The 18522-nt window shown below is 37.1% G+C and carries 18 protein-coding genes and 1 pseudogene; 10 read left to right on the forward strand and 9 right to left on the reverse strand.

Features of this window, described 5'->3' with window-relative positions:
• Positions 1-296: 296 nt before the first annotated feature.
• Positions 297-563: a tyrosine-type recombinase/integrase gene (locus tag A3GQ_RS26055; protein WP_425423359.1), complete on the forward strand. Its 267-nt coding sequence runs from the start codon at positions 297-299 to the stop codon at positions 561-563.
• A 327-nt stretch (positions 564-890) separates the two neighbouring features.
• Here A3GQ_RS26055 and nagE read toward each other — a convergent pair whose 3' ends face one another.
• The 6 genes from nagE to A3GQ_RS0102995 all read right to left on the reverse strand — a co-directional run bounded on the left by nagE (position 891) and on the right by A3GQ_RS0102995 (position 7886).
• On the reverse strand, positions 891-2339 hold the full coding sequence (nagE, locus tag A3GQ_RS0102970; protein ID WP_028775789.1) for an N-acetylglucosamine-specific PTS transporter subunit IIBC: 1449 nt from the start codon (positions 2337-2339) through the stop codon (positions 891-893).
• 75 nt (positions 2340-2414) lie between these two features.
• Complete coding sequence (gene ptsP, locus A3GQ_RS0102975) at positions 2415-4136, reverse strand: phosphoenolpyruvate--protein phosphotransferase (protein ID WP_028775790.1); 1722 nt, start codon at positions 4134-4136, stop codon at positions 2415-2417.
• Positions 4137-4156: 20 nt separating this feature from the next.
• Positions 4157-4915: a glucosamine-6-phosphate deaminase gene (gene nagB / locus A3GQ_RS0102980; protein ID WP_245596719.1), complete on the reverse strand. Its 759-nt coding sequence runs from the start codon at positions 4913-4915 to the stop codon at positions 4157-4159.
• A complete protein-coding gene (nagA, locus tag A3GQ_RS0102985; RefSeq protein WP_051271130.1) occupies positions 4912-6201 on the reverse strand; it encodes an N-acetylglucosamine-6-phosphate deacetylase in 1290 nt (429 codons plus the stop codon). Before nagA ends, nagB begins: the two co-directional genes overlap by 4 nt.
• A 339-nt stretch (positions 6202-6540) precedes the next feature.
• Positions 6541-7026 carry a PTS sugar transporter subunit IIA gene (locus A3GQ_RS0102990; protein ID WP_028775793.1) on the reverse strand — a complete coding sequence of 162 codons (486 nt, stop codon included), beginning with the start codon at positions 7024-7026 and terminating at the stop codon, positions 6541-6543.
• A complete protein-coding gene (locus A3GQ_RS0102995; protein ID WP_028775794.1) occupies positions 7026-7886 on the reverse strand; it encodes a PRD domain-containing protein in 861 nt (286 codons plus the stop codon). Before A3GQ_RS0102995 ends, A3GQ_RS0102990 begins: the two co-directional genes overlap by 1 nt.
• Positions 7887-8318: 432 nt before the next feature.
• Between A3GQ_RS0102995 and A3GQ_RS0103000 the strand changes: the two genes are divergently transcribed.
• The 6 genes and pseudogenes from A3GQ_RS0103000 to A3GQ_RS23200 all read left to right on the forward strand — a co-directional run.
• Complete coding sequence (locus tag A3GQ_RS0103000; protein ID WP_028775795.1) at positions 8319-8756, forward strand: MarR family winged helix-turn-helix transcriptional regulator; 438 nt, start codon at positions 8319-8321, stop codon at positions 8754-8756.
• Positions 8757-8797: 41 nt separating this feature from the next.
• Positions 8798-10384, forward strand: coding sequence for an MDR family MFS transporter (locus A3GQ_RS0103005; protein ID WP_028775796.1), 1587 nt, complete (start codon positions 8798-8800; stop codon positions 10382-10384).
• A 93-nt stretch (positions 10385-10477) separates the two neighbouring features.
• Positions 10478-10840, forward strand: coding sequence for a VOC family protein (locus A3GQ_RS0103010; protein WP_028775797.1), 363 nt, complete (start codon positions 10478-10480; stop codon positions 10838-10840).
• Positions 10841-10992: 152 nt separating this feature from the next.
• Positions 10993-11922 (forward strand): hypothetical protein, encoded by a 930-nt coding sequence (locus A3GQ_RS0103015; RefSeq protein ID WP_028775798.1) that lies wholly within the window; start codon positions 10993-10995, stop codon positions 11920-11922.
• A gap of 294 nt (positions 11923-12216) precedes the next feature.
• Positions 12217-12753 carry a hypothetical protein gene (locus tag A3GQ_RS0103020; RefSeq protein WP_028775799.1) on the forward strand — a complete coding sequence of 179 codons (537 nt, stop codon included), beginning with the start codon at positions 12217-12219 and terminating at the stop codon, positions 12751-12753.
• 266 nt (positions 12754-13019) lie between these two features.
• Positions 13020-13412, forward strand: a pseudogene (locus A3GQ_RS23200) (ClpP family protease); the annotation flags it as partial.
• Positions 13413-13444: 32 nt separating this feature from the next.
• Here A3GQ_RS23200 and A3GQ_RS0103030 read toward each other — a convergent pair.
• Positions 13445-15109, reverse strand: a complete 1665-nt coding sequence (locus A3GQ_RS0103030) for a recombinase family protein (protein ID WP_028775800.1) — start codon at positions 15107-15109, stop codon at positions 13445-13447.
• A gap of 116 nt (positions 15110-15225) precedes the next feature.
• Positions 15226-15393 carry a hypothetical protein gene (locus A3GQ_RS26610; protein WP_156877520.1) on the reverse strand — a complete coding sequence of 56 codons (168 nt, stop codon included), beginning with the start codon at positions 15391-15393 and terminating at the stop codon, positions 15226-15228.
• A 196-nt stretch (positions 15394-15589) separates the two neighbouring features.
• Between A3GQ_RS26610 and A3GQ_RS0103040 the strand changes: the two genes are divergently transcribed.
• The 3 genes from A3GQ_RS0103040 to A3GQ_RS0103055 all read left to right on the forward strand — a co-directional run bounded on the left by A3GQ_RS0103040 (position 15590) and on the right by A3GQ_RS0103055 (position 17690).
• Entirely contained in the window at positions 15590-16315 is a 726-nt protein-coding gene (locus tag A3GQ_RS0103040) for a trypsin-like serine peptidase (protein WP_169818235.1), read from the forward strand.
• A gap of 768 nt (positions 16316-17083) precedes the next feature.
• The gene (locus A3GQ_RS28180; RefSeq protein WP_169818236.1) at positions 17084-17245 is read left to right on the forward strand and encodes a histidine phosphatase family protein; all 162 of its coding nucleotides are present in this window, start codon (positions 17084-17086) and stop codon (positions 17243-17245) included.
• Entirely contained in the window at positions 17229-17690 is a 462-nt protein-coding gene (locus tag A3GQ_RS0103055) for a histidine phosphatase family protein (RefSeq protein WP_083964064.1), read from the forward strand. The genes A3GQ_RS28180 and A3GQ_RS0103055 overlap by 17 nt, the downstream gene beginning before the upstream one ends.
• Positions 17691-17763: 73 nt before the next feature.
• Here the strand turns inward: A3GQ_RS0103055 and A3GQ_RS0103060 are convergent, their stop codons facing one another.
• Positions 17764-18417, reverse strand: coding sequence for a hypothetical protein (locus tag A3GQ_RS0103060; protein ID WP_028775805.1), 654 nt, complete (start codon positions 18415-18417; stop codon positions 17764-17766).
• Positions 18418-18522 lie beyond the last annotated feature (105 nt).

An 18522-nucleotide genomic window follows, 5' to 3' on the forward strand; every position in this document is an offset into this window, starting at 1 on the left:
ATTAAATTGGTGGCATGGCGAAAGAGAGTTGCTGTGAGAAGAATAGTGATCAAAACAAAGGAATAAAAAAGTCTCAAAATAGTACTTTGAAAAGGCGATATATTCCTTACACTGTTGTGACTACGGCGTGACTGATGATTTGCTGCATTCCGGTGATACCAAGGGCTAGTCATCTGATTCGGTACTAATCGTCCCTATATTCAGTTAACAATCTGTTTTTTTCTTCTTCTCTTTTCCTTTAAAGAAACATTAGCCATGCACACGGAAAGCATGAGGAAAAAGAATGCTACCTATCTATTGAATCAAGCTGGAAAAAGAAATACACGGATCGAGGGATACGGAAGATACTCAAAAAGTATTCGGATCAGGCTGGACTACCATCTATCTCTCCCCATAAACTAAGGCTCACTTGGTTGAAAAAACAGGGAATTGACGATGCCCTCATTCAGCCTTATTCCGGACATGCAAGTAGACAAAGACAATCGCTTGAAGTGTATTCGAAATTTGCTATTACCGAAGCTCAAGAAGAATATAACCTTGTGATCGCTTCCTTTCCTGTGTGAAAAATAGACCGATTTGAAATAAATATCGGTCTATTTTTCATTTATTGGTCAAATCTGGGTTCGTCGTTCGGATGCTGGTTCTGGGCCTAGTATAGTACTAAAAATAGATTTTCCAGAAACAAAATAACTACTAATGATAGGAGTAGTCCAAGTTACAAGGGCTTCTTTTTTTGGAGCATTCCTAGGTCGATAGTTACAGTTATTGGAATCAAGATGAAATGAATGAGTAACATTGCATTTAAAGCTTATAGAAAGACCGATTAAGAGAGACGCAATATGCTGAAATGAACGTAAAAAGCCCGGAAAAAGGGCTTTTTACGTTGTTTGTTATAACATTTTTTTCATTTCATCTTTAATTTTTTCAGATTGGGTTCCGAAAACAATTTGAACTGCACCTTTTCCTAATTTCATGATGCCTGCAGCTCCCAAGCTTTTTAGTCCAGCATCATTTGTTAATGTATCATCTTTTACAACTAACCGAAGTCGTGTAATACATGCATCAACATCCACAATATTTTCTTTTCCACCTACATAGGATAAAACCTGAGCGGCTTTCCCATCTGTTGTGGAAGCGCTTGCAATTTGATCCCCAGTTTCCATAACTTCGTCCTCCCTACCAGGTGTTTTTAAATTAAACTTGATGATCAAGAAGCGGAAGAGAAGGTAATAAATGAGAGCAAAGACTAGTCCGATTGGAATCAGCAGCAAAGGTTTGGTCGCTTTTCCAAAAGCGAGAAAGTAATCAATAAGCCCTGCCGAAAAACCAAATCCAACTTTGATTCCCATTGAAGTAACGATAAATCCTGCAATACCAGATAAAATAGCATGTACGATGTACAGTAAAGGTGCTGCAAACATGAAAGCGAATTCAATTGGTTCGGTAATACCAGTCAAAAATGCAGCTAATGCAGAGCCGATAAAGATCGAGGAAATGAATTTTCTATTCTCTGGTTTAGCAGTATGGATAATGGCAAATGCTGCTGCGGGCAAAGCGAACATTAAGATTGGATAGAAACCTGACATAAACATACCTGCTGTAGGATCGCCTGCAAAGTAACGATGCAAGTCTCCATGAATGACTTTGTTTGTGACAGGGTTGGTAAAACTACCAATTTGGAACCATGCAATGGAATTAATAACATGATGTAGCCCAGATGGAATAAGTAAGCGATTAAAGAATTGATATATTCCTGCACCAATTGCTCCCAGACTAACGACCCAGTTACCAAATATATCTAGTGCATTTTGAACTGGACCCCAAATTAAACCAAAAAGAAGTGCAACGATAACCATGGTTAAGGACGTTATAATAGGGACAAATCTCTTTCCACCAAAAAATCCAAGCCAGTCAGGAAGTTTGATGTCATGATATTTATTATAGAAATAAGCCGCTAGACCCCCAGCTAAAATACCGCCAAGGACACCCATATCCAGTTTGACATCATTTGCGATAAACCCAAAAGCTGCAGGTACTTTAGAAAGTACATTGACCAAAATTTGATAAGCCATTACAGCAGCTAATGCAGCTACTCCATCTCCAGCTAACCCAAGTGCAATCCCAACAGCAAAAATAAGTGCAAGATTGTCAAAAATAGCGGATCCACCAGCTAGAAGAAATGGGGCAATGTATTGATTGATAAATCCACCAACAGCGGGTCCAAAATGAAAATCTTTGATGTAGTCAATAGCACCAAAGCGAAGCAAAATAGCTGCTGCTGGTAAACTTGCCACAGGAAGCATCAATGATTTACCGATTTTTTGTAAAAATGCTAACACAGGTAATACCTCCTCAGTCTATTCGAGTGATTTATTTTCAGAAAGTACAAATCCATCAAGAGATGGATTTGTACTTTAACTGACAGGGTTAGAAGCGATTGCATGATCCAAAACTTCTTTTGGAGTACCCAAGCTCAATGCTTTGTCTGCTACTTGTTTTGCTTTTTCTGTAGAGAGTTGTAGTAGTTGATGTTTAACCCTTGGGAGCAGGGTAGGGGAGACACTGAATTCATCAAGGCCTAAACCAAGTAAAATCTCAGTAGCATGTAAATCTCCAGCCATCTCCCCGCACATGCCTGTCCAGATGTTGTGACGATGAGATGCATCGATAACCATCTTGATCAAGCGAAGAACCGCAGGATGAAAATGATCGTAGAGATCACTGATATGTTCATTCATTCGGTCGACTGCAAGGGTGTATTGTACCAAATCATTTGTTCCAATACTGAAGAAATCTACCTCTTCAGCCAATTCATCTGCAAGGAGACAGGCGCTTGGTATTTCGATCATGACACCAATTTCGATGTTTGGATCAAAGTCGATATTTTCTGCTTTCAGTTGTTCTTTCGTTGCTTCTAGTATTTTTTTCACTTCTTGAATCTGTTCTAAATGCGAGATCATAGGAAACATAATTCTAACTTTTCCATGAGCACTTGCACGTAGTAACGCACGTAGCTGTGTTTGAAATAACTCTGGTCTGCTCAGTGAGATACGAATAGCTCGCCACCCTAAAAAAGGATTCATCTCTTCTGGAAGATCCAAATAAGGAAGATGTTTGTCCCCTCCAATATCCAAAGTGCGAATAATCACGGGTTTGTTACTTAATTTTTTCACTACTTGAGAATAAGCTTCATATTGTTCTTCTTCAGTAGGGAGTGCATTTCGATCCATAAAGAGAAATTCACTGCGAAATAAACCAATTCCTTCGCCGCCTTGTTCCAATACTTCTTCTGCATCTTGAGGGCCTTTTACATTCGCTACAAGTTCTACTTCTTTTCCATCTCGAGTAACTGCCTTAGTATCTTTTAATTTTGCTAATTGTGCTTTTTCCTCTTGTTCGCTTTGTATTTTTTTCTGGTATTTGGAGATTTGTTCGGGATGTGGATTTATAAATATTTCACCAGTAGATCCATCGATTATAAGACTGTCTCCTGTTTGTATTGCATTGGTGAGTGGCTCTCCAACTCCCATGATAGCTGGGATGCCGAGAGAACGTGCCAAAATAGCAGCATGAGAAGTTTTTCCGCCTTTTGCAACTACGATTGCTTTCACGCGTTCTCTTGGTAGGGTTACTGTCTCTGAAGGAGTTAGATCATCAGACACCAAAATAAAAGAACCTTCTATATCGATCGAAGTTTGATTGTTTTTTCCTAAAATATTAGCAATCAGTCTGTTAGCGATGTCTTTGATGTCCGTTGCTCTTTCACGCATATATTCATCGTCCATGGATTCAAAGATTTGAACGAATTGATTTGCTGCCACTTGAACAGCAGAGGAAACATCAATTAATTCATTTTTAATGAGATTGTTGATTTCATCAATAAATGCAGGATCTTTGAGTAAGACGAGATGAGCGGACATAATAGAAGCTTGCTCTTCTCCAACTGAATCAAGTAATTGTTGATGGAGTTCCACCAGTTGTTCTTCTGTTTTCGTCATTCCGACTTCTAATTTGTGTTGCTCCGTAGCTATATCTTCCTGTGTGATATTTTTCTTTTCAGCTGAGACGGTATTGTTTTCTAGTAGTAAAGCTTCACTTATGGCAACACCCGATGAAACAGGGATTCCTTTTAGCATGTTCATTTACCCCTCATCTTTTATTTGTTCATTAATGCTGTAGGACGATACTTTAAGTGTTTGGCTACATCGCTATTAACAAATACCAATACATTTTCATGCAATTGAAGTATAGACGCTGGTATATTTGGATCGATTACACCTGAGAACAGCGCATTGAGTGCCGCTGTCTTTGTTTCATTGTTAGCAAGCAGCAGAATAGTCTTTGCTTTCATAATACTGCCAATTCCCATCGTGATTGCTTTGCGTGGAACTTCTGTCTCATCATTAAAAAAACGAGCATTGTCCACGATGGTTCGATCAGCCAAATCCGTTATGTGTGTTTGCAATGTCATGCGATCAGCAGGCTCATTAAAACCGATATGTCCATTGGAACCTATGCCGAGAATTTGTAGATCAATAGGGCCATTTTCAAGCAGTTGTTGTTCATATAACTGGCAAGCATGGTTGGCATCGTGAAACATGCCTTCTGGGAAATGTATATTATGGAGTTGGATGTTCACTTTGGAAAACAAATGTTGTTGCATAAAGTAATAGTAACTTTGAGGGTGCTCCTTTGGTAGACTGGCATATTCGTCGAGATTGAATGTGACAACCTCTGAAAAATTAACTTTTTTTGCTTTGTGCAAGCTCACTAATTCTTCATACAGTCCGAGAGGTGTACTGCCTGTAGCAAGTCCTAATATCGTATTCGGTTTCTGTTTGATTCGATCAGCAATATAAATGGCGGCTTGTCTGCTTAATGTTTGATAATCTTCGAATATGGCTAATTGTATCAATGTAAACGATCCTCCTGATAGACGACCTTACCTTGAATCATGGTCAGTTGAACTTCAAATTCATCAGATAAAACTACTACATCAGCATCTTTTCCAATTTCTAAACTTCCTTTAATATGATCCATTCCTAATTTTTTTGCAGGAGCAGTAGATCCCATATAAATAGCATCTACAATGGATGTACCTACTGTTTGTACCATGTTTTTTATTGCACGGTTAAGAGTGAGTGTACTTCCAGCTAGGGTTCCATCGTCAAGTCGAGCAATACAGTGGTGAACATTTACTTTTTGACCTCCAAGATCAAAAGTACCGTCTCCCATGCCTACTGCACGCATTCCGTCACTGATAAGCAGTAGTCTTTCTCGTGTTTTTTGTTCATATGCCAGACGGACAGCTCCTGAATGTACATGAACCATATCTGCGATAATATCGCAAGAAGCGTCATGATTCAGAAGTGCACACCCTACTACACCAGGTTCTCTATGATGAAGTCCTTTCATTGCATTGTAAAGATGAGTAAAGTGAGTGGCTCCTGCTTCTAGTGCTGTATTTACATCTTCCATGGTTGCGTCTGTGTGTCCGATTGAACAGATGGTGCCTTCTTTGGAAAGCTGGTGGATGGCTTCTTCTGCATGGGGTATCTCAGGTGCTAGTGTAACTACTCGAAGCTGATCCTTTAATGCATGTTGTATCTTTTCTATATTTGCTTTAGTAGGTAATAAAATGTCTTCTTCTTTTTGAGCGCCTTTTTGTTTAGGACTAATAAATGGTCCTTCTAAATGAACACCTATGAGTTGTGCGTATGGTCCAGGGTCCTTTTGATATTCCAAAACTACATACAACGCTTTTAAAATTTGATCCATTGGCATTGTCATGGTAGTTGCCAAAAAACTAGTTACTCCATAGCTACATAGACTTTTCGCGATCCCTCGAAGGGATGAAATTTCTGCATCCATTACATCGAGGTTAGCATTGCCATGGACATGAATATCGATTAAACCTGGGATAATCCATCCATCCGGATAGTTTAGTTGGGTAAGCAAAGAATTTTCATTTGTATCGTAATCTGTCTGATTGCCTACAAATATGATTTTGTTGTCTTCCACAACGACTATTCCATCATCAATGCAGTGGTGTTTGGTAATAACTTTTCCCAATAAAGCTGTTTTTTTCATGAGAATTGCCGACAGGAGACTTGCCAATTCATTGGCATAGAGAAATGTTGGCGTTGTTCTCCTTGCGAGATGTTTTAGAACAACACTCTTTTTCTCCTGTCTTTTCACCACCTTTCAGAAGGATTCCAATGATATGTGTGGAATGCATATAACGGGAGAAAACTGTTCGTCTATAGACTTAGGCACTCCTTGTTCTTTGACAACTGTATCTATGGGGTTGTAGTAGGAAGTGCTCTACTAACGTAAAAGATACAAGCTATCGAAATGGTTCTGTTACCTTGGGAAATTTAGTACCTAATACAGTGTCTGTATCAGCATGCCTGATACAGAACGGGTAGCTGTCAATCTTCCCTGATGTAACATCAATTCAAGGTCAGAGTCGAAAGGCGTTCGCATGACTGGATAGTTACAAGCTCATCATTTCAATGGTGAGTCATTGACGATTTATCCCTACTTTAATACAATCGATAAAATTTGAGTTTTGCCAGCTTCCACTAATCCTGTTTCTAAAATCTTTTGTTCTTTCACTATTTCTCCATTGGTAATAACAACAGGAGAAATAGTGGAATAGCCTGCGTGTTGAATTTTTTCCATATCAAATTCGATTAACATATCGTTTGTTTTCACTTCATCTCCGATTTTCACATGAGATGTAAATCCTTCACCATTTAATTTTACGGTGTCTAATCCTATGTGAATAAGGACTTGTATTTGATTCTGATTTTCTAAAATGATGGCATGTTTTGTTTCAAATAGATGGATGATCTTTCCGTCAAACGGTGCTACTACTCTTCCGATCTTTGGTTCGATAGCAAGCCCGTCTCCTGTCATTTTTTGTGAAAATACAGGATCGGGAACTTGGTCCAAAGTCACAAGCGTTCCTGTCATAGGAGAGGCAAGTGAGAGTTTATTGGATGAAAACCATTTTGAAAACATCAGCTATCTTCTCCTTTTTGTATCAGACGATCAATATCAATGGAAAGCAATGCGATTTCTTCTTTATTTGGAATTATCTCCAATCGTGTTTCTATTAACCAAAATAGTCTCTTTGAGTATTCATAGGAAACAGGGAAGGTTGCTTCTATGGTTTCGACTAATGAAGTGTGTGTATTTGTAGTTAATTTGGAACGTTCGATTGCAAACCGAAAATTAGTAACAAATTGTAGATACTCTGGACTGTCTCGATCAATTGATTGATTTCTATCTTTTTCTATCATCTCGACAAAATCTGCTAAAAGACTAGCGAATGAAACGGTTCTATGAACCGGTATATAGTTAAGTGCAGAATGAATGTGTAGAGCCAAAAAACCAATTTCGCCTTCTGGAATCTCGATTTCAAATCTATCGGAAATCAGATCAGCGGCTTGAACAGCTAATGAAAACTCTTTGCTGTATAAGGTTTTGATTTCAAATAAAAAAGGATTAACGATTTTGAGTCCATTTCGAATCCGGTACAAGGCGAATTGTATATGATCAGGTAATGCAAGGTGGACATACTCGTTTATGTCGTCTGTAAATTCTTTAGAGATAAGACCAATTATTTCTTCTGATATCCCAAAAACATTTTTATCCACTTGAGTGAGTAAATCTCGGTATTGTTCCAGATATTTTTCGTCTTCTAAATAGAACTTCTTTTCTACACGAGAGTCAGAATGAGGGATAACTGCTCCTTTTTTTTGTTGGAATCCTAACCCTTTGCCGAGTAAGATAGTTTCTTTCGTAGATGATGTGTCCTTAACCAGTACAACATTGTTATTGAATACATGATTTACAATATATGTGTGATCTTTGTTCATCATCAACACCTTACTTTTCATAAATGATTAGAAGGGGATTACATCTAAAAATACATATAAAAAGCCAAAAAAGACCTTTATGGAATAAGATCTTTTTTGGCTTATGCCTGCATCACCAGTAACACGCCAAATGAAAGCGTTTTAATTTCATATTATCACTATAATCTTTATCAAGACCTTTGTAAATCGCTTTATGGATGGCAATATTTCCATGTCTATTGTTTATATTGTTCAATAGTAAAGATATTATTTTATTAATTATAAATCAACTACATGATATTAATATTAATTTTCTGTTAATTATTTATTATAAAAATTATTTCATTTATTTAGTTGACTAGATAATATACTTATCGTATAGTTAAACAGGTGAAATATTCAAGAGGTCAATTGTTTGTATCACGATACATATGAGGGAAGGTGGGGAATATGATGAAGGAAGCAGAATTGGAGGAATATACAGAGCGATTACAGCAAATCTTTTTGCTTACTATGCGACGAATCAGCAAACAGACAACAGATTGCGAGCCCAAATTGACCGGGCCCCAATTTTATATATTACAGCTTTTGCGGAATGAGGGTCGTAGTACCGTTTCGAGTTTAGCCGAAGACATGTCTGTAAAACCAAGTGCAATCACAGCAATGATCGATAGACTATTAAAACAAGAATATGTGTCCAGAGAACGTGATGAACAAGATAGAAGAGTAGTGTTTATCCAAATAGCTGAAGAAGGTAAAAAGGTTTTGGAAGAAACATTGCAAAAAAGGAAAAGTATATTGGTGAAGTATTTATCTCATCTCGAACGAGAAGAAATAGAGTCGCTTATATCCATATATGAAAAACTTTCACGTTTAGACATCAAGGAGTGAACGAATTGAATCAGGATACAGCAAGTTTGCCACTTACAGAGATGGAAAAGAATAAATCTGGAAATGGCTTACTAATTACAGGTTTGATTGTAGCCATGCTATTTGCTGCATTGGAAAATACAATTGTTGGTACAGCGATGCCAAAAATAGTAGGTGCTCTTGGCGGATTAGAAATGATGACATGGTTGACAACAGCCTATATGCTTACATCTACTGCCATTGTACCGATTGCAGGGAAACTCGCCGATTTATTAGGTCGAAGAATGGTTTACTTATCAGGGATTATTATATTTATCGTAGGATCTGCATTATGTGGGATAGCCACAACAATGGATCAACTCATCTATTTCCGTGCTCTTCAAGGTCTTGGTGGCGGAATTATGATGCCGATGGCAATGATTATTATTGGGGATATTTTTACTGGTGCTCAACGTGCTAAGTGGCAAGGAGTATTCGGTGGTATTTTTGCATTTGCATCTGTAGTAGGTCCGCAAGTTGGAGGATGGATTGTTGATTCATTAAACTGGAGTTGGGTCTTTTATATAAATATGCCAGTTGGTGCTTTAGCATTTGTTTTTATTGCACTGGGCTTGAAAAGTCATAAAGTTACTGGCCCCATTAAATTTGATGTTCTTGGTATGTTTACCATGTTAGTTGGTGTGGTGAGTCTATTATTGGCTCTCACATTTGGTGGGACAGAGTATGCTTGGGGATCTTGGCAAATTATATCTTTATTTGTCTTGGCAATCATTGGATTAGTTGCGTTTATATTTGTCGAAAACAGAGCAGAAGAACCTATCTTACCAATGCATTTATTTAAGAATCGAACCTTTACTTTATTAAATGGAATTGGTTTTTTCTTGTCACTCGGCATGTTTGGGGCAATTATGTTTGTTCCTTTGTTTATGCAAGGTATTGTCGGAATCAGTGCAACCGATTCTGGAATGGTCATGACGCCGATGATGTTTGCGATGATTCTCACAAGTATCTTATCAGGTCAGCTTGTTCGTAAAATCGGGATTCGTATACAAATGATTGTTGGTATGGCTATTGCATCTTTTGGATTTTACTTGCTATCAACGATGACAATAGAAACAACAAAGTTGCAAGCAAGTACAGATATGGTGATTTTAGGGTTGGGTATGGGCTTAGTTATGCCACTGCTTACACTCGCGTTACAAGAATCATTTCCAAAATCTGAACTGGGTGTAGTTACTTCTTCCAGTCAATTTTTTCGTCAAATTGGTGGTACCTTTGGAATGACGATTTTAGGTACGGTAATGAATCAAAAATCATCTACTTTACTCACAGAACAATTGGTTCCAACTCTGGAAAAATTACCGCCTCAAGCACATGAGATGGTTGTCAAAATGGAAGACTTAGTTGCGAATAATCCTCAGGGTCTCTACTCTATGTTGTTGAGTCCAGAATCCATGAGTAAGATTCCTGCTACAATGCAAAACATGCTTGTTCCTATTTTAAAGGGTACATTGGTTGATACGCTTCAGATCGTTTTTCTTGTTGGATTAGCCTTTATCATTGCAGGATTGGCTTTTACTCCTTTTGTGAAAAATATCAAACTTTCTACCGAAGATAAGGAATCGCCAGAAGAGAAAAAAGCTTCTTAATGGAAGTCCCCTCCATAAAAGGGGTCTTTTTTTTGAATAATCCTTTAAAAGGGGAGGGAAACTGGAGGGAAATATAGTGAAAGAGGTTCTAAAATGATTACTACTATTGCTACTATTGCGGTCTATGTAGACGATCAAGTCGCGGCAGAGAAATTTTGGATGCATAAATTAGGGTTTGTTCAAAAGGAAAAAAAGCAAATGGGGTCAGATGCTTATTGGATTGAAGTTGCACCTGCAAATGCACAAACGAATCTTGTTATTTACCCTAAATCGATGATGAAAAATGCTTCAGATCATCAGCCTTCTCTTGTATTTTTATGCGAAGATGTGGAACAAAGTTATCAACAACTTCTCGCTAATGGTGTTGTTTTTTCAAGTAAACCACAAAAAATGCAGTGGGGAACTTTTGCGCAATTTTATGATAACGAAGGGAATGAATATCTCTTAAAGAGTTGAGAGGGCGTGACTTTTTTGTTTTAGGAACGTTCCTTTGAAGTGGAAAGAAAGACAATTTCAATAAGGCAATATATTCCTAAATATCGTGAAACATGTTGCTATTTCAAATTATTTGTCATAATATTAGAATAGCTCCGAAAGGAGGGATGATAATGGATCCCAAAAAAGCGCTAGAGGGATTTCGTGTCGATGCTTTGAAACCAAAAGAAAAACAACGAAACCTTTCTTTACCAAAAAAATCAAAACAAACTCACAAAAAGGGTAATGCTATCTTAATAATTTTATGTGCCAGCCTGATTGGTTTAACTACTGGAATTGGAAGTGCGTTTGCTTTTGGAGTTAAGGAGATGCAGCCAAGTTCATTACCACTAGATGAACCAACAGCCAAATCACATATCGAACAGAACGAACCTTCAGAAGAAACAAAATCCGACAAACGAACGGCTGAACTTTCACCTTTAAAACCTCCAATCGATGAACCAACAGCAAAGAAATTACCAATTGATGAGCCGATTATAGAAGGAGAAAAACCAGACGATTATTCTTCCGCCATTCAAAATAAAGAAACCACATCAAAAGAAACAAATAAACAAGACAAACCGAAGGAAGAAAAATCAGTAAACAATCAAACGAACAACCATTCTTCCTCTGAAACCCAAGGTAAATCGGATGGAAAGGCATCAAAAGACCAAGCATCAGAGAAAAAATCATCTACATCAAAAGAACCAACTTCTTCATCCCCTAAAGCAACAAAAGAAAAAGATATCCCAAAATCTAGCTCATCGGATGGGAATCAAAAATCTACAGATCCAGTTGTGCAGAAGTCAGATGAGAAACAAACAGTTACATCCAAGTCAGTGCCAGGTTCCATAGCAAATGAAAGTGATACGAGTACTCAAACAAACTCGAAAAGTATTCCTTCAGACCATGTAGCTGTTACTGAAACATCTGAACCTAAGACGAAGTCTGGAACTTTACCAGATACTGCTGGAGATGATTTAAATCATGCAGTAGCAAGTTTGGTCATTGTATGTTTTAGCATCGCATATTTGTTAGCAAAAAAAGAATCCCAAACTGAGTAAACTCAGGTTGTATTCCGAAAAACGATTCTGATATCTGGAATCGTTTTTTTGTTATGAAAAAGCATTTGAATTTATAAATCTGATGAAGGTGCAGGTGTGGTTAACATTTAGGAAAACGCTTTTGTGTTAAACATTTGTTTCCTAGAAGGCAAGGCCAAGGATTATTAACCAACAAAGAGAGTCCAATAGTACCTCGTTTATTTATATTCCCTATATTTTTAATTTAATGTAGAATGTAAACACAGAGGAAACACAATTTATTAGATTATAAAAATTTGAAGTCAGGTGAGGTTTGTGGAGTATATAAGGGATTATGTGATGTATGCATCTGTTTTTGGAGTTTTTGGATTTAGTTGGTTTGGCTGGGCACAAGAGAATCCACCTAAGAAATGGCGTATTCCACTTGGGATTGGTTCGGGAATATCCTTCATTATTGGACTAATTGGTATCTATTTAAGTATTCAAAACTGGGATGAGAGTAGTGCCCTATCACGTGATGGAGCATATTCCTCTTATCTCACCTTTGTCATAATAGAAGTCATTCTTGCAGCAATAGGAGGAATTCTTCTAACTCGATATAAGAAACAATCTTTTATTGCTCCTTGGATCTGTTTTGTTGTTGGTGTGCATTTTATCTGGCTAAAAGCAGTGTTTCTTGATGCCAGCCTTTATCTCCTTGCTATCTTGATGATTGGAATATCTTTGCTTTCTATTTACTTCTCCAAACGTACTTCTATCTCCAACAGTGCACTTACGGGAGCTGGAGCTGGATTCGTACTCCTTTGTTTTGCAATCTCTGGTCTCATACGATACTTCTTGGTCCAAACATAAAGTAGCAGTGAAAGCAATAGGGAAGAATCACACTAATGTATTCTCCTGTTTTTGTTCTTCAATCCGTTTGAAAATCGTGATTTGCAAATTGTAAAGAACATTCTAGAATATGACATTTTTCATTTTGTGAAACTAGATAATTATTTTCTATAGACTTGATTTTTTTGCTTTTTAGAAAAAATGTAAGGAGAAAAGACCATCCGTCAAGGATGTTTTTTTTTTACTTTGGATCATACTAAAGAAATGGAAAGAAAGGTGGATGCAAGATGAACGAAGAGCCAGAAGTACAAGAAGAAACAAAAAAGAAAAATGTCATGCAGGCTATTCAACAACTGGGTCAGACCAATGTACCGCAGTTAGAATCAAATATTATTTGTTTGCCCATTATTGGTCAAATTGAAGGACACTTGGTAATGCCTCCACAAAATAAAACAACCAAATATGAACATGTTATTCCTCAAATCGTAGCCGCTGAGCAAAATCCAAAGATTGAGGGAGTTGTTTTGATCTTAAATACTGTCGGAGGAGACGTAGAAGCTGGTTTAGCAATTTCCGAAATGATCGCAACGATGAGTAAACCTACAGTTTCTATTGTATTAGGAGGTGGACATAGCATAGGAGCCCCAATTGCCGTTTCAGCAGATGTTTCTTTTATTGCCTAATGTAAACATCAAAGAAAAAGCCTCTAAAATCAGGCTTTTTCTAGCGTGTTCTTTATATTTAATTTTTCCGTGATCACATGTTTAAAACGAGGAGATAGTTTTACTTTAGCATGCTTACTCACAGTTCCTTTCTCCAATATCGTTAATGTAATATCATGGAATAAGGAATGGAGAATTTCATTTTTAATCTGAGGACTTTTAGTGTTTTTGTAGATGGTTAATATCTTGGTGAAATTATCTTTTACAACCTCTACGTCTAATGGGGATTCACTGGTAATAGCAGTCTCTTCCACGTTACTATACCAACTTTCTTCCATCGTTTTTAATTCTTGTAGTTCCGCTTCAATAGCTGATCTTCTTTCTACAAAAGTTTGATCATCGTAGACACCATTTTCATATTTTGTAAAAATAAAATCTCTTCTTTTTTCGAGTTCCTTAATTTTAGACTTGATTTGATTTAGTATATCTTCTTTTCTTTGAGCATGTGTGAAATTTTCTTTTGATTTTTTTTCGATTATACCATGCAGTGATTTTTCTAAGGTATTATTATCTATTTCATGAAAATACTCAAGCAAACCAACAACTTTTTCTTCAATTGGCTCATATCTTGTAGTAAGGCAGCCGTTGCGGCATCTTAGATAATAATCAAAGTAAACCGATACTTCTCCATCTTTTTTCTTATGACGACGTTTTGATCGATTAATCACTAGTTTCTTTTCGCAAACATTACATACCATAAGAGCGGTGAGTTCAGAGACTGCAAAACCTTTTCCGTTATGTGATGGTGTAGTATGAGGATTATTTACTCTTTCCTGTGCTTCATAAAACACTTCTATGTCAATGATAGGTTCATGAGCTTCTTCTACATAGATATGCTCATCCTTTGGACGGACAATAATCCTTCCTTTTCTACGTTCCGTTTGACTAAAACGAACATGCCCGATGTATACCGGATTTGTAACCATCCTTTTTAACTGATGTGTATCCCAATTATCATATCCTTTGGGGGTTTTAATGCCTAATTTGCTCAAATAGTTGGATATCGCTTTGAAACCAACTTTTCTACCTTCAATCCCATTGACATATAGATCAAAAATTAAACGAACCACTTTGGCTTGGTCTTCATCTATCTCTAATCGTTGTGTTCTGCTATTTAAATAATAACCGAATGGGACAGAACCAGTCATCCATTTGCCTTGCATAGCGTAGCTATAACGAGCTCCTACCATCCGTTCTTTAATTTGTTCATATTCTTCTCTTGCCATAAAAAGCTCAAAACGAATCTGTCTCGCATCGCTTGAATTATTAGGGTCATAAGTCCGATAGGGAGTAATAATATAAATCCTTTTTTCTTGTAGCAAATCCATAATAAGACCTGTGTCTTCGTAGCTCCCACGACCAAGACGACTAATTTCTTTTACTGCTATCGTATCGTAACGTCCTTCTTTAAGGAGTTGGAGTACTTGTTGAAAGACTGGTCGATTGGCAATGCTGTCACCAGAACCAATTTCTAAAAATTGATCATACGGAATTCCAAGATCATCTAGAACACGACACATGAGCATTTTTTGTTCTTCTAATGTATCTTCGCCAGTTCTCTTTTCTCTTTCTTCATCTCGTCGAGATTTACGAACATAGTTAATAATGTTTGTTATTTTGTATTCTTCTTTTGATGTTTTTGGCTTACTTCTCATACATTCATCGCACCTTTAATTTATTGCTGTTTCTTTTTTTATATTGCTGTATCATATGTATTATATATTAATTAAACAGCGATAGAAAGGTGCGATAGCATAATAAAAGCCGCTATTTAGCGACTAATTGTTTCATCTGTTGATGGTGAGAGGTTTAAGTTTTTATACACTGCATTGGCTAGAGCATCATATAATTCAAATTCATATTTTTTATGGGTATGACCTTGCACTAATTCATAAATACAATCATTTTTTTCAATTACAGCTATAACACTATCCTTCAATTTAAATAACCCCCTCTGTTAACATTAGAGTTTGTAAAACGAAGTAATGATATTCGTCTAATGTTTTATATCAAGGAGTAAGTGTGTTTGTGACAATGGAAAAAATAATTCTGAAATGGATCTGTTTTTTTGTTGTTAGTAATCTTAATATATAAATTAAGAAAAGGGATACTATTCTTGGTAGATTGGATAAGAGGTGCTTACTTTTCGTTCTAAGTTGTCGATGTTCATCATCGGAATCGTAACAACTCTCTTGGTTGCTTGTCAGCCAACAGATTCAGGGAGTCGTGTCACCAACGGGGATGGGATCTACGGGTCTATTGTCTTCGTAGAGGTGCTCCACTCCGATGGGTCTGGAGAGGGATGTTCCGGGTTTCTGGTCGACAAGCGGGTCGTTCTCACGGCAGCCCATTGTTTTGACAATGATGCCGTAAAGACGTGGGTTCTCATGCCGAAGGAGAAAGGAGGATATCAGGAGTTGAGCGTTTCTCGATTCGCTAAAAGCTCCCGGTACAATCCAGACTCTGGTATGTACGACTACGCAGCCGTTTTCCTCAATAGCCCTGTTGAGAGGGAGCCCTTTAAGGTTGCTACTTTTCCGGGGAAGAAGGGGGATAAGGTATATACCGCAGGATTCCCAGGACAATATCAGGGGGAGGTATTTGATGCTGCTGCCCCTAGCAAGTATCATCTCGAAATGTGGGAATACCCGCTGACTGTGAATGGGAACTACCACGGATTCCTGAGGATGAATGGTCCTGCCTATCATGGACAATCCGGTTCCCTGTTCTACATCAAGGGAACGGGAGGACAGCGCGAAGCCTACGGTGTTTTTGACCGAGGTGATAACGGACCTCTGTTCTTTCTTTTCAATGCCTTTTCACTGAGAGAGATTTCTCAGTGGATTGATGTGTCGGAGTAGTGTCCTAGCGGATCAACAGAGAGCTAACCCCTGCGAGTTGATCCGCAGACATTTATAATGGGAACTCTGGGTTAGTACTGTTTTAGGTGCTGACTTTTTTAGCTATTACTTGTAAAGTCCTGTCACAGCCGTACATATATGAGAAAACACATATATAAGGGCTAGGTGTGATGTAACTTTGATTGATTTAACCAACCTTAATGTTCGGATTCGCCTGTTAGAAGAACGTATCTTCCTGTATGAACAACTAGAAAATAAACGTAACTTAAATAATGAACAACAAGAATCATATATTCATATATAAATGATTTAAAAAGAGTTGGTCAAACATAAGCGAATTAGCAGAGGCTTAAGTGATCAACTCTTTTTTATGTATGAATACTTTTCTGGAGGATCGTAATCCAGATACCGAGGAAATTTGATCCCAGTAGGAATAGAGTTAGATGATGCTCCAGATTTTCATACGGTATTGTGCAAATATCTTCATCTTGTTTCAAATGTAGAACCTACTAAACGTATTTGTTGGAGTGTTCCGCGGGGTCATGCAAAAAGTGCGTATCTATCAAACATGTTTCCGATTCAACAAGTGGTGTATGGTTTGCGGAAATAATTCTTATTGTCTTAGAAAAGAGAGCATGTGTTGTAAATTTTTAAAATGGGTATCGGATCAGCTGAAGATTTTCCTTTTGCTGATATAATGGGTACTTATAACTATCAATTTCAATATCCCTAAAAATGGATTGTCCATTCACGAAAGGTTTGATTTTGTTGAATACCACTATTTATATAGTAAGACATGGACAAACAAAATGGAATTTAGAAGGACGTTTACAAGGAAGACTAGACTTTCCATTGACAGATGCTGGTGAGGAGCAGGCTCAGCAATTAGCGCAAAGACTACAAAACATCTCCTTTGATTCGTTCAAGTAATCGTGCATTTTCTACTGCTCTCTTTTTGAAAGGAGACCGGGAGGTTGATGTGGTTAAATCCGATAGTCTCATGGAGATGGATTTTGCAACATGGGAAGGGAGAAAATGTAGTGAAATTCAAGATTTATTCCCTGAAGAATTACTTCTCATGAATGAGCACCCCGAAAACTTTGAAGCAAAGGAAACAAAAGGAGAAACTTTTCATGATATGCAGGGAAGATTAGCATCTTTTATTAATAAAGTTTTAAAGCAACATGCGGGACAGAACATTTTACTTGTATCTCATTCCATTACGATTAAGGTACTGATTAATTATCTTCGAGGAGGAGATTTAAAGTATTTATGGGATGGACCAGATATTCATTGGGCAAGTCTGCATCAGGTTTGTTTTGAAGAAGATAAAACGAAAATATTTTTTGAAGGAGAGGAGATCTCCCCTTTGTAACATTGACTCACAATATGATCTGATCATAAATAATGGTTAAGGTCATTTTTTATGATTTGGTTTGTAGAATGTTTTAATAGGCAGTGAAAGATGGACCTGCAACTTCGTAGATCTGTAACTCATTACTTTTCTCTATTTTTTGGTGTACCTCAAAAAATTCGATATTCATCTTGGTAAATTTCTCTTTATCTTCAATTTGGCTATAGCATAAAAGTAATTGATATAATGCGTCATGTTGCAATACAGGAAGGTCTCTATCTTTAGCTAATTCGTTAGCTTTTTCAAGATATTCAATGGACTCAAGGAATTTATGTTGTTTTTTCGTGATTACTCCATATACAACCATTAGTTTTATCAATCGTCGTATATCAACATTGTGTTTCTCTGCGATATTTTTTGCTATAGATAAATGATATTCTGCTTTTTTCCATTCCTCTTGTTTCGTTTTTAATGCCCCTAAGTAAACATGAGCATCCACAAAACGACGTGGATATTTAAAATCCTCAAATAGAGCAACTGTATTAAAGCATGTGTTATCATTGCCTATTTCGAAATAAATTGTACCTAATACAATGAGTAGCCCAAAAATTCGATTTCTATCTTTATCTTTTCTAGCTATAGAAATGCCTTCTTTCGCACATTCGATTGCTTCCTTGTATTTTTTAGCAGTTTTTAATAGCTGAGATTTGAATTTATAAAGATTAAGTCGTACTTTAATTGGCTCCATCTCATGAATATGATCCCAAATACTATTGATTAATTCTAGGGCAAGTTCACGTTGACCAAGAGCAATCAGATAAAGGATTTTATTTACGATTAATAAATTTCTTTG

Source organism: Shimazuella kribbensis DSM 45090 (assembly GCF_000428065.1).
Taxonomy (GTDB): domain Bacteria; phylum Bacillota; class Bacilli; order Thermoactinomycetales; family Thermoactinomycetaceae; genus Shimazuella; species Shimazuella kribbensis.

Coding starts and splice junctions, on each gene's coding strand:
- ptsP (WP_028775790.1), bottom strand. CDS start 4,136: ATGCTAAAAGGAATCCCTGTTTCATCGGGTGTTGCCATAAGTGAAGCT.
- A3GQ_RS0102990 (WP_028775793.1), bottom strand. CDS start 7,026: ATGTTTTCAAAATGGTTTTCATCCAATAAACTCTCACTTGCCTCTCCT.
- A3GQ_RS0102995 (WP_028775794.1), bottom strand. CDS start 7,886: ATGAACAAAGATCACACATATATTGTAAATCATGTATTCAATAACAAT.
- A3GQ_RS0103000 (WP_028775795.1), top strand. CDS start 8,319: ATGAAGGAAGCAGAATTGGAGGAATATACAGAGCGATTACAGCAAATC.
- A3GQ_RS0103005 (WP_028775796.1), top strand. CDS start 8,798: ATGGAAAAGAATAAATCTGGAAATGGCTTACTAATTACAGGTTTGATT.
- A3GQ_RS0103010 (WP_028775797.1), top strand. CDS start 10,478: ATGATTACTACTATTGCTACTATTGCGGTCTATGTAGACGATCAAGTC.
- A3GQ_RS0103015 (WP_028775798.1), top strand. CDS start 10,993: ATGGATCCCAAAAAAGCGCTAGAGGGATTTCGTGTCGATGCTTTGAAA.
- A3GQ_RS0103030 (WP_028775800.1), bottom strand. CDS start 15,109: ATGAGAAGTAAGCCAAAAACATCAAAAGAAGAATACAAAATAACAAAC.
- A3GQ_RS0103060 (WP_028775805.1), bottom strand. CDS start 18,417: ATGGAGCCAATTAAAGTACGACTTAATCTTTATAAATTCAAATCTCAG.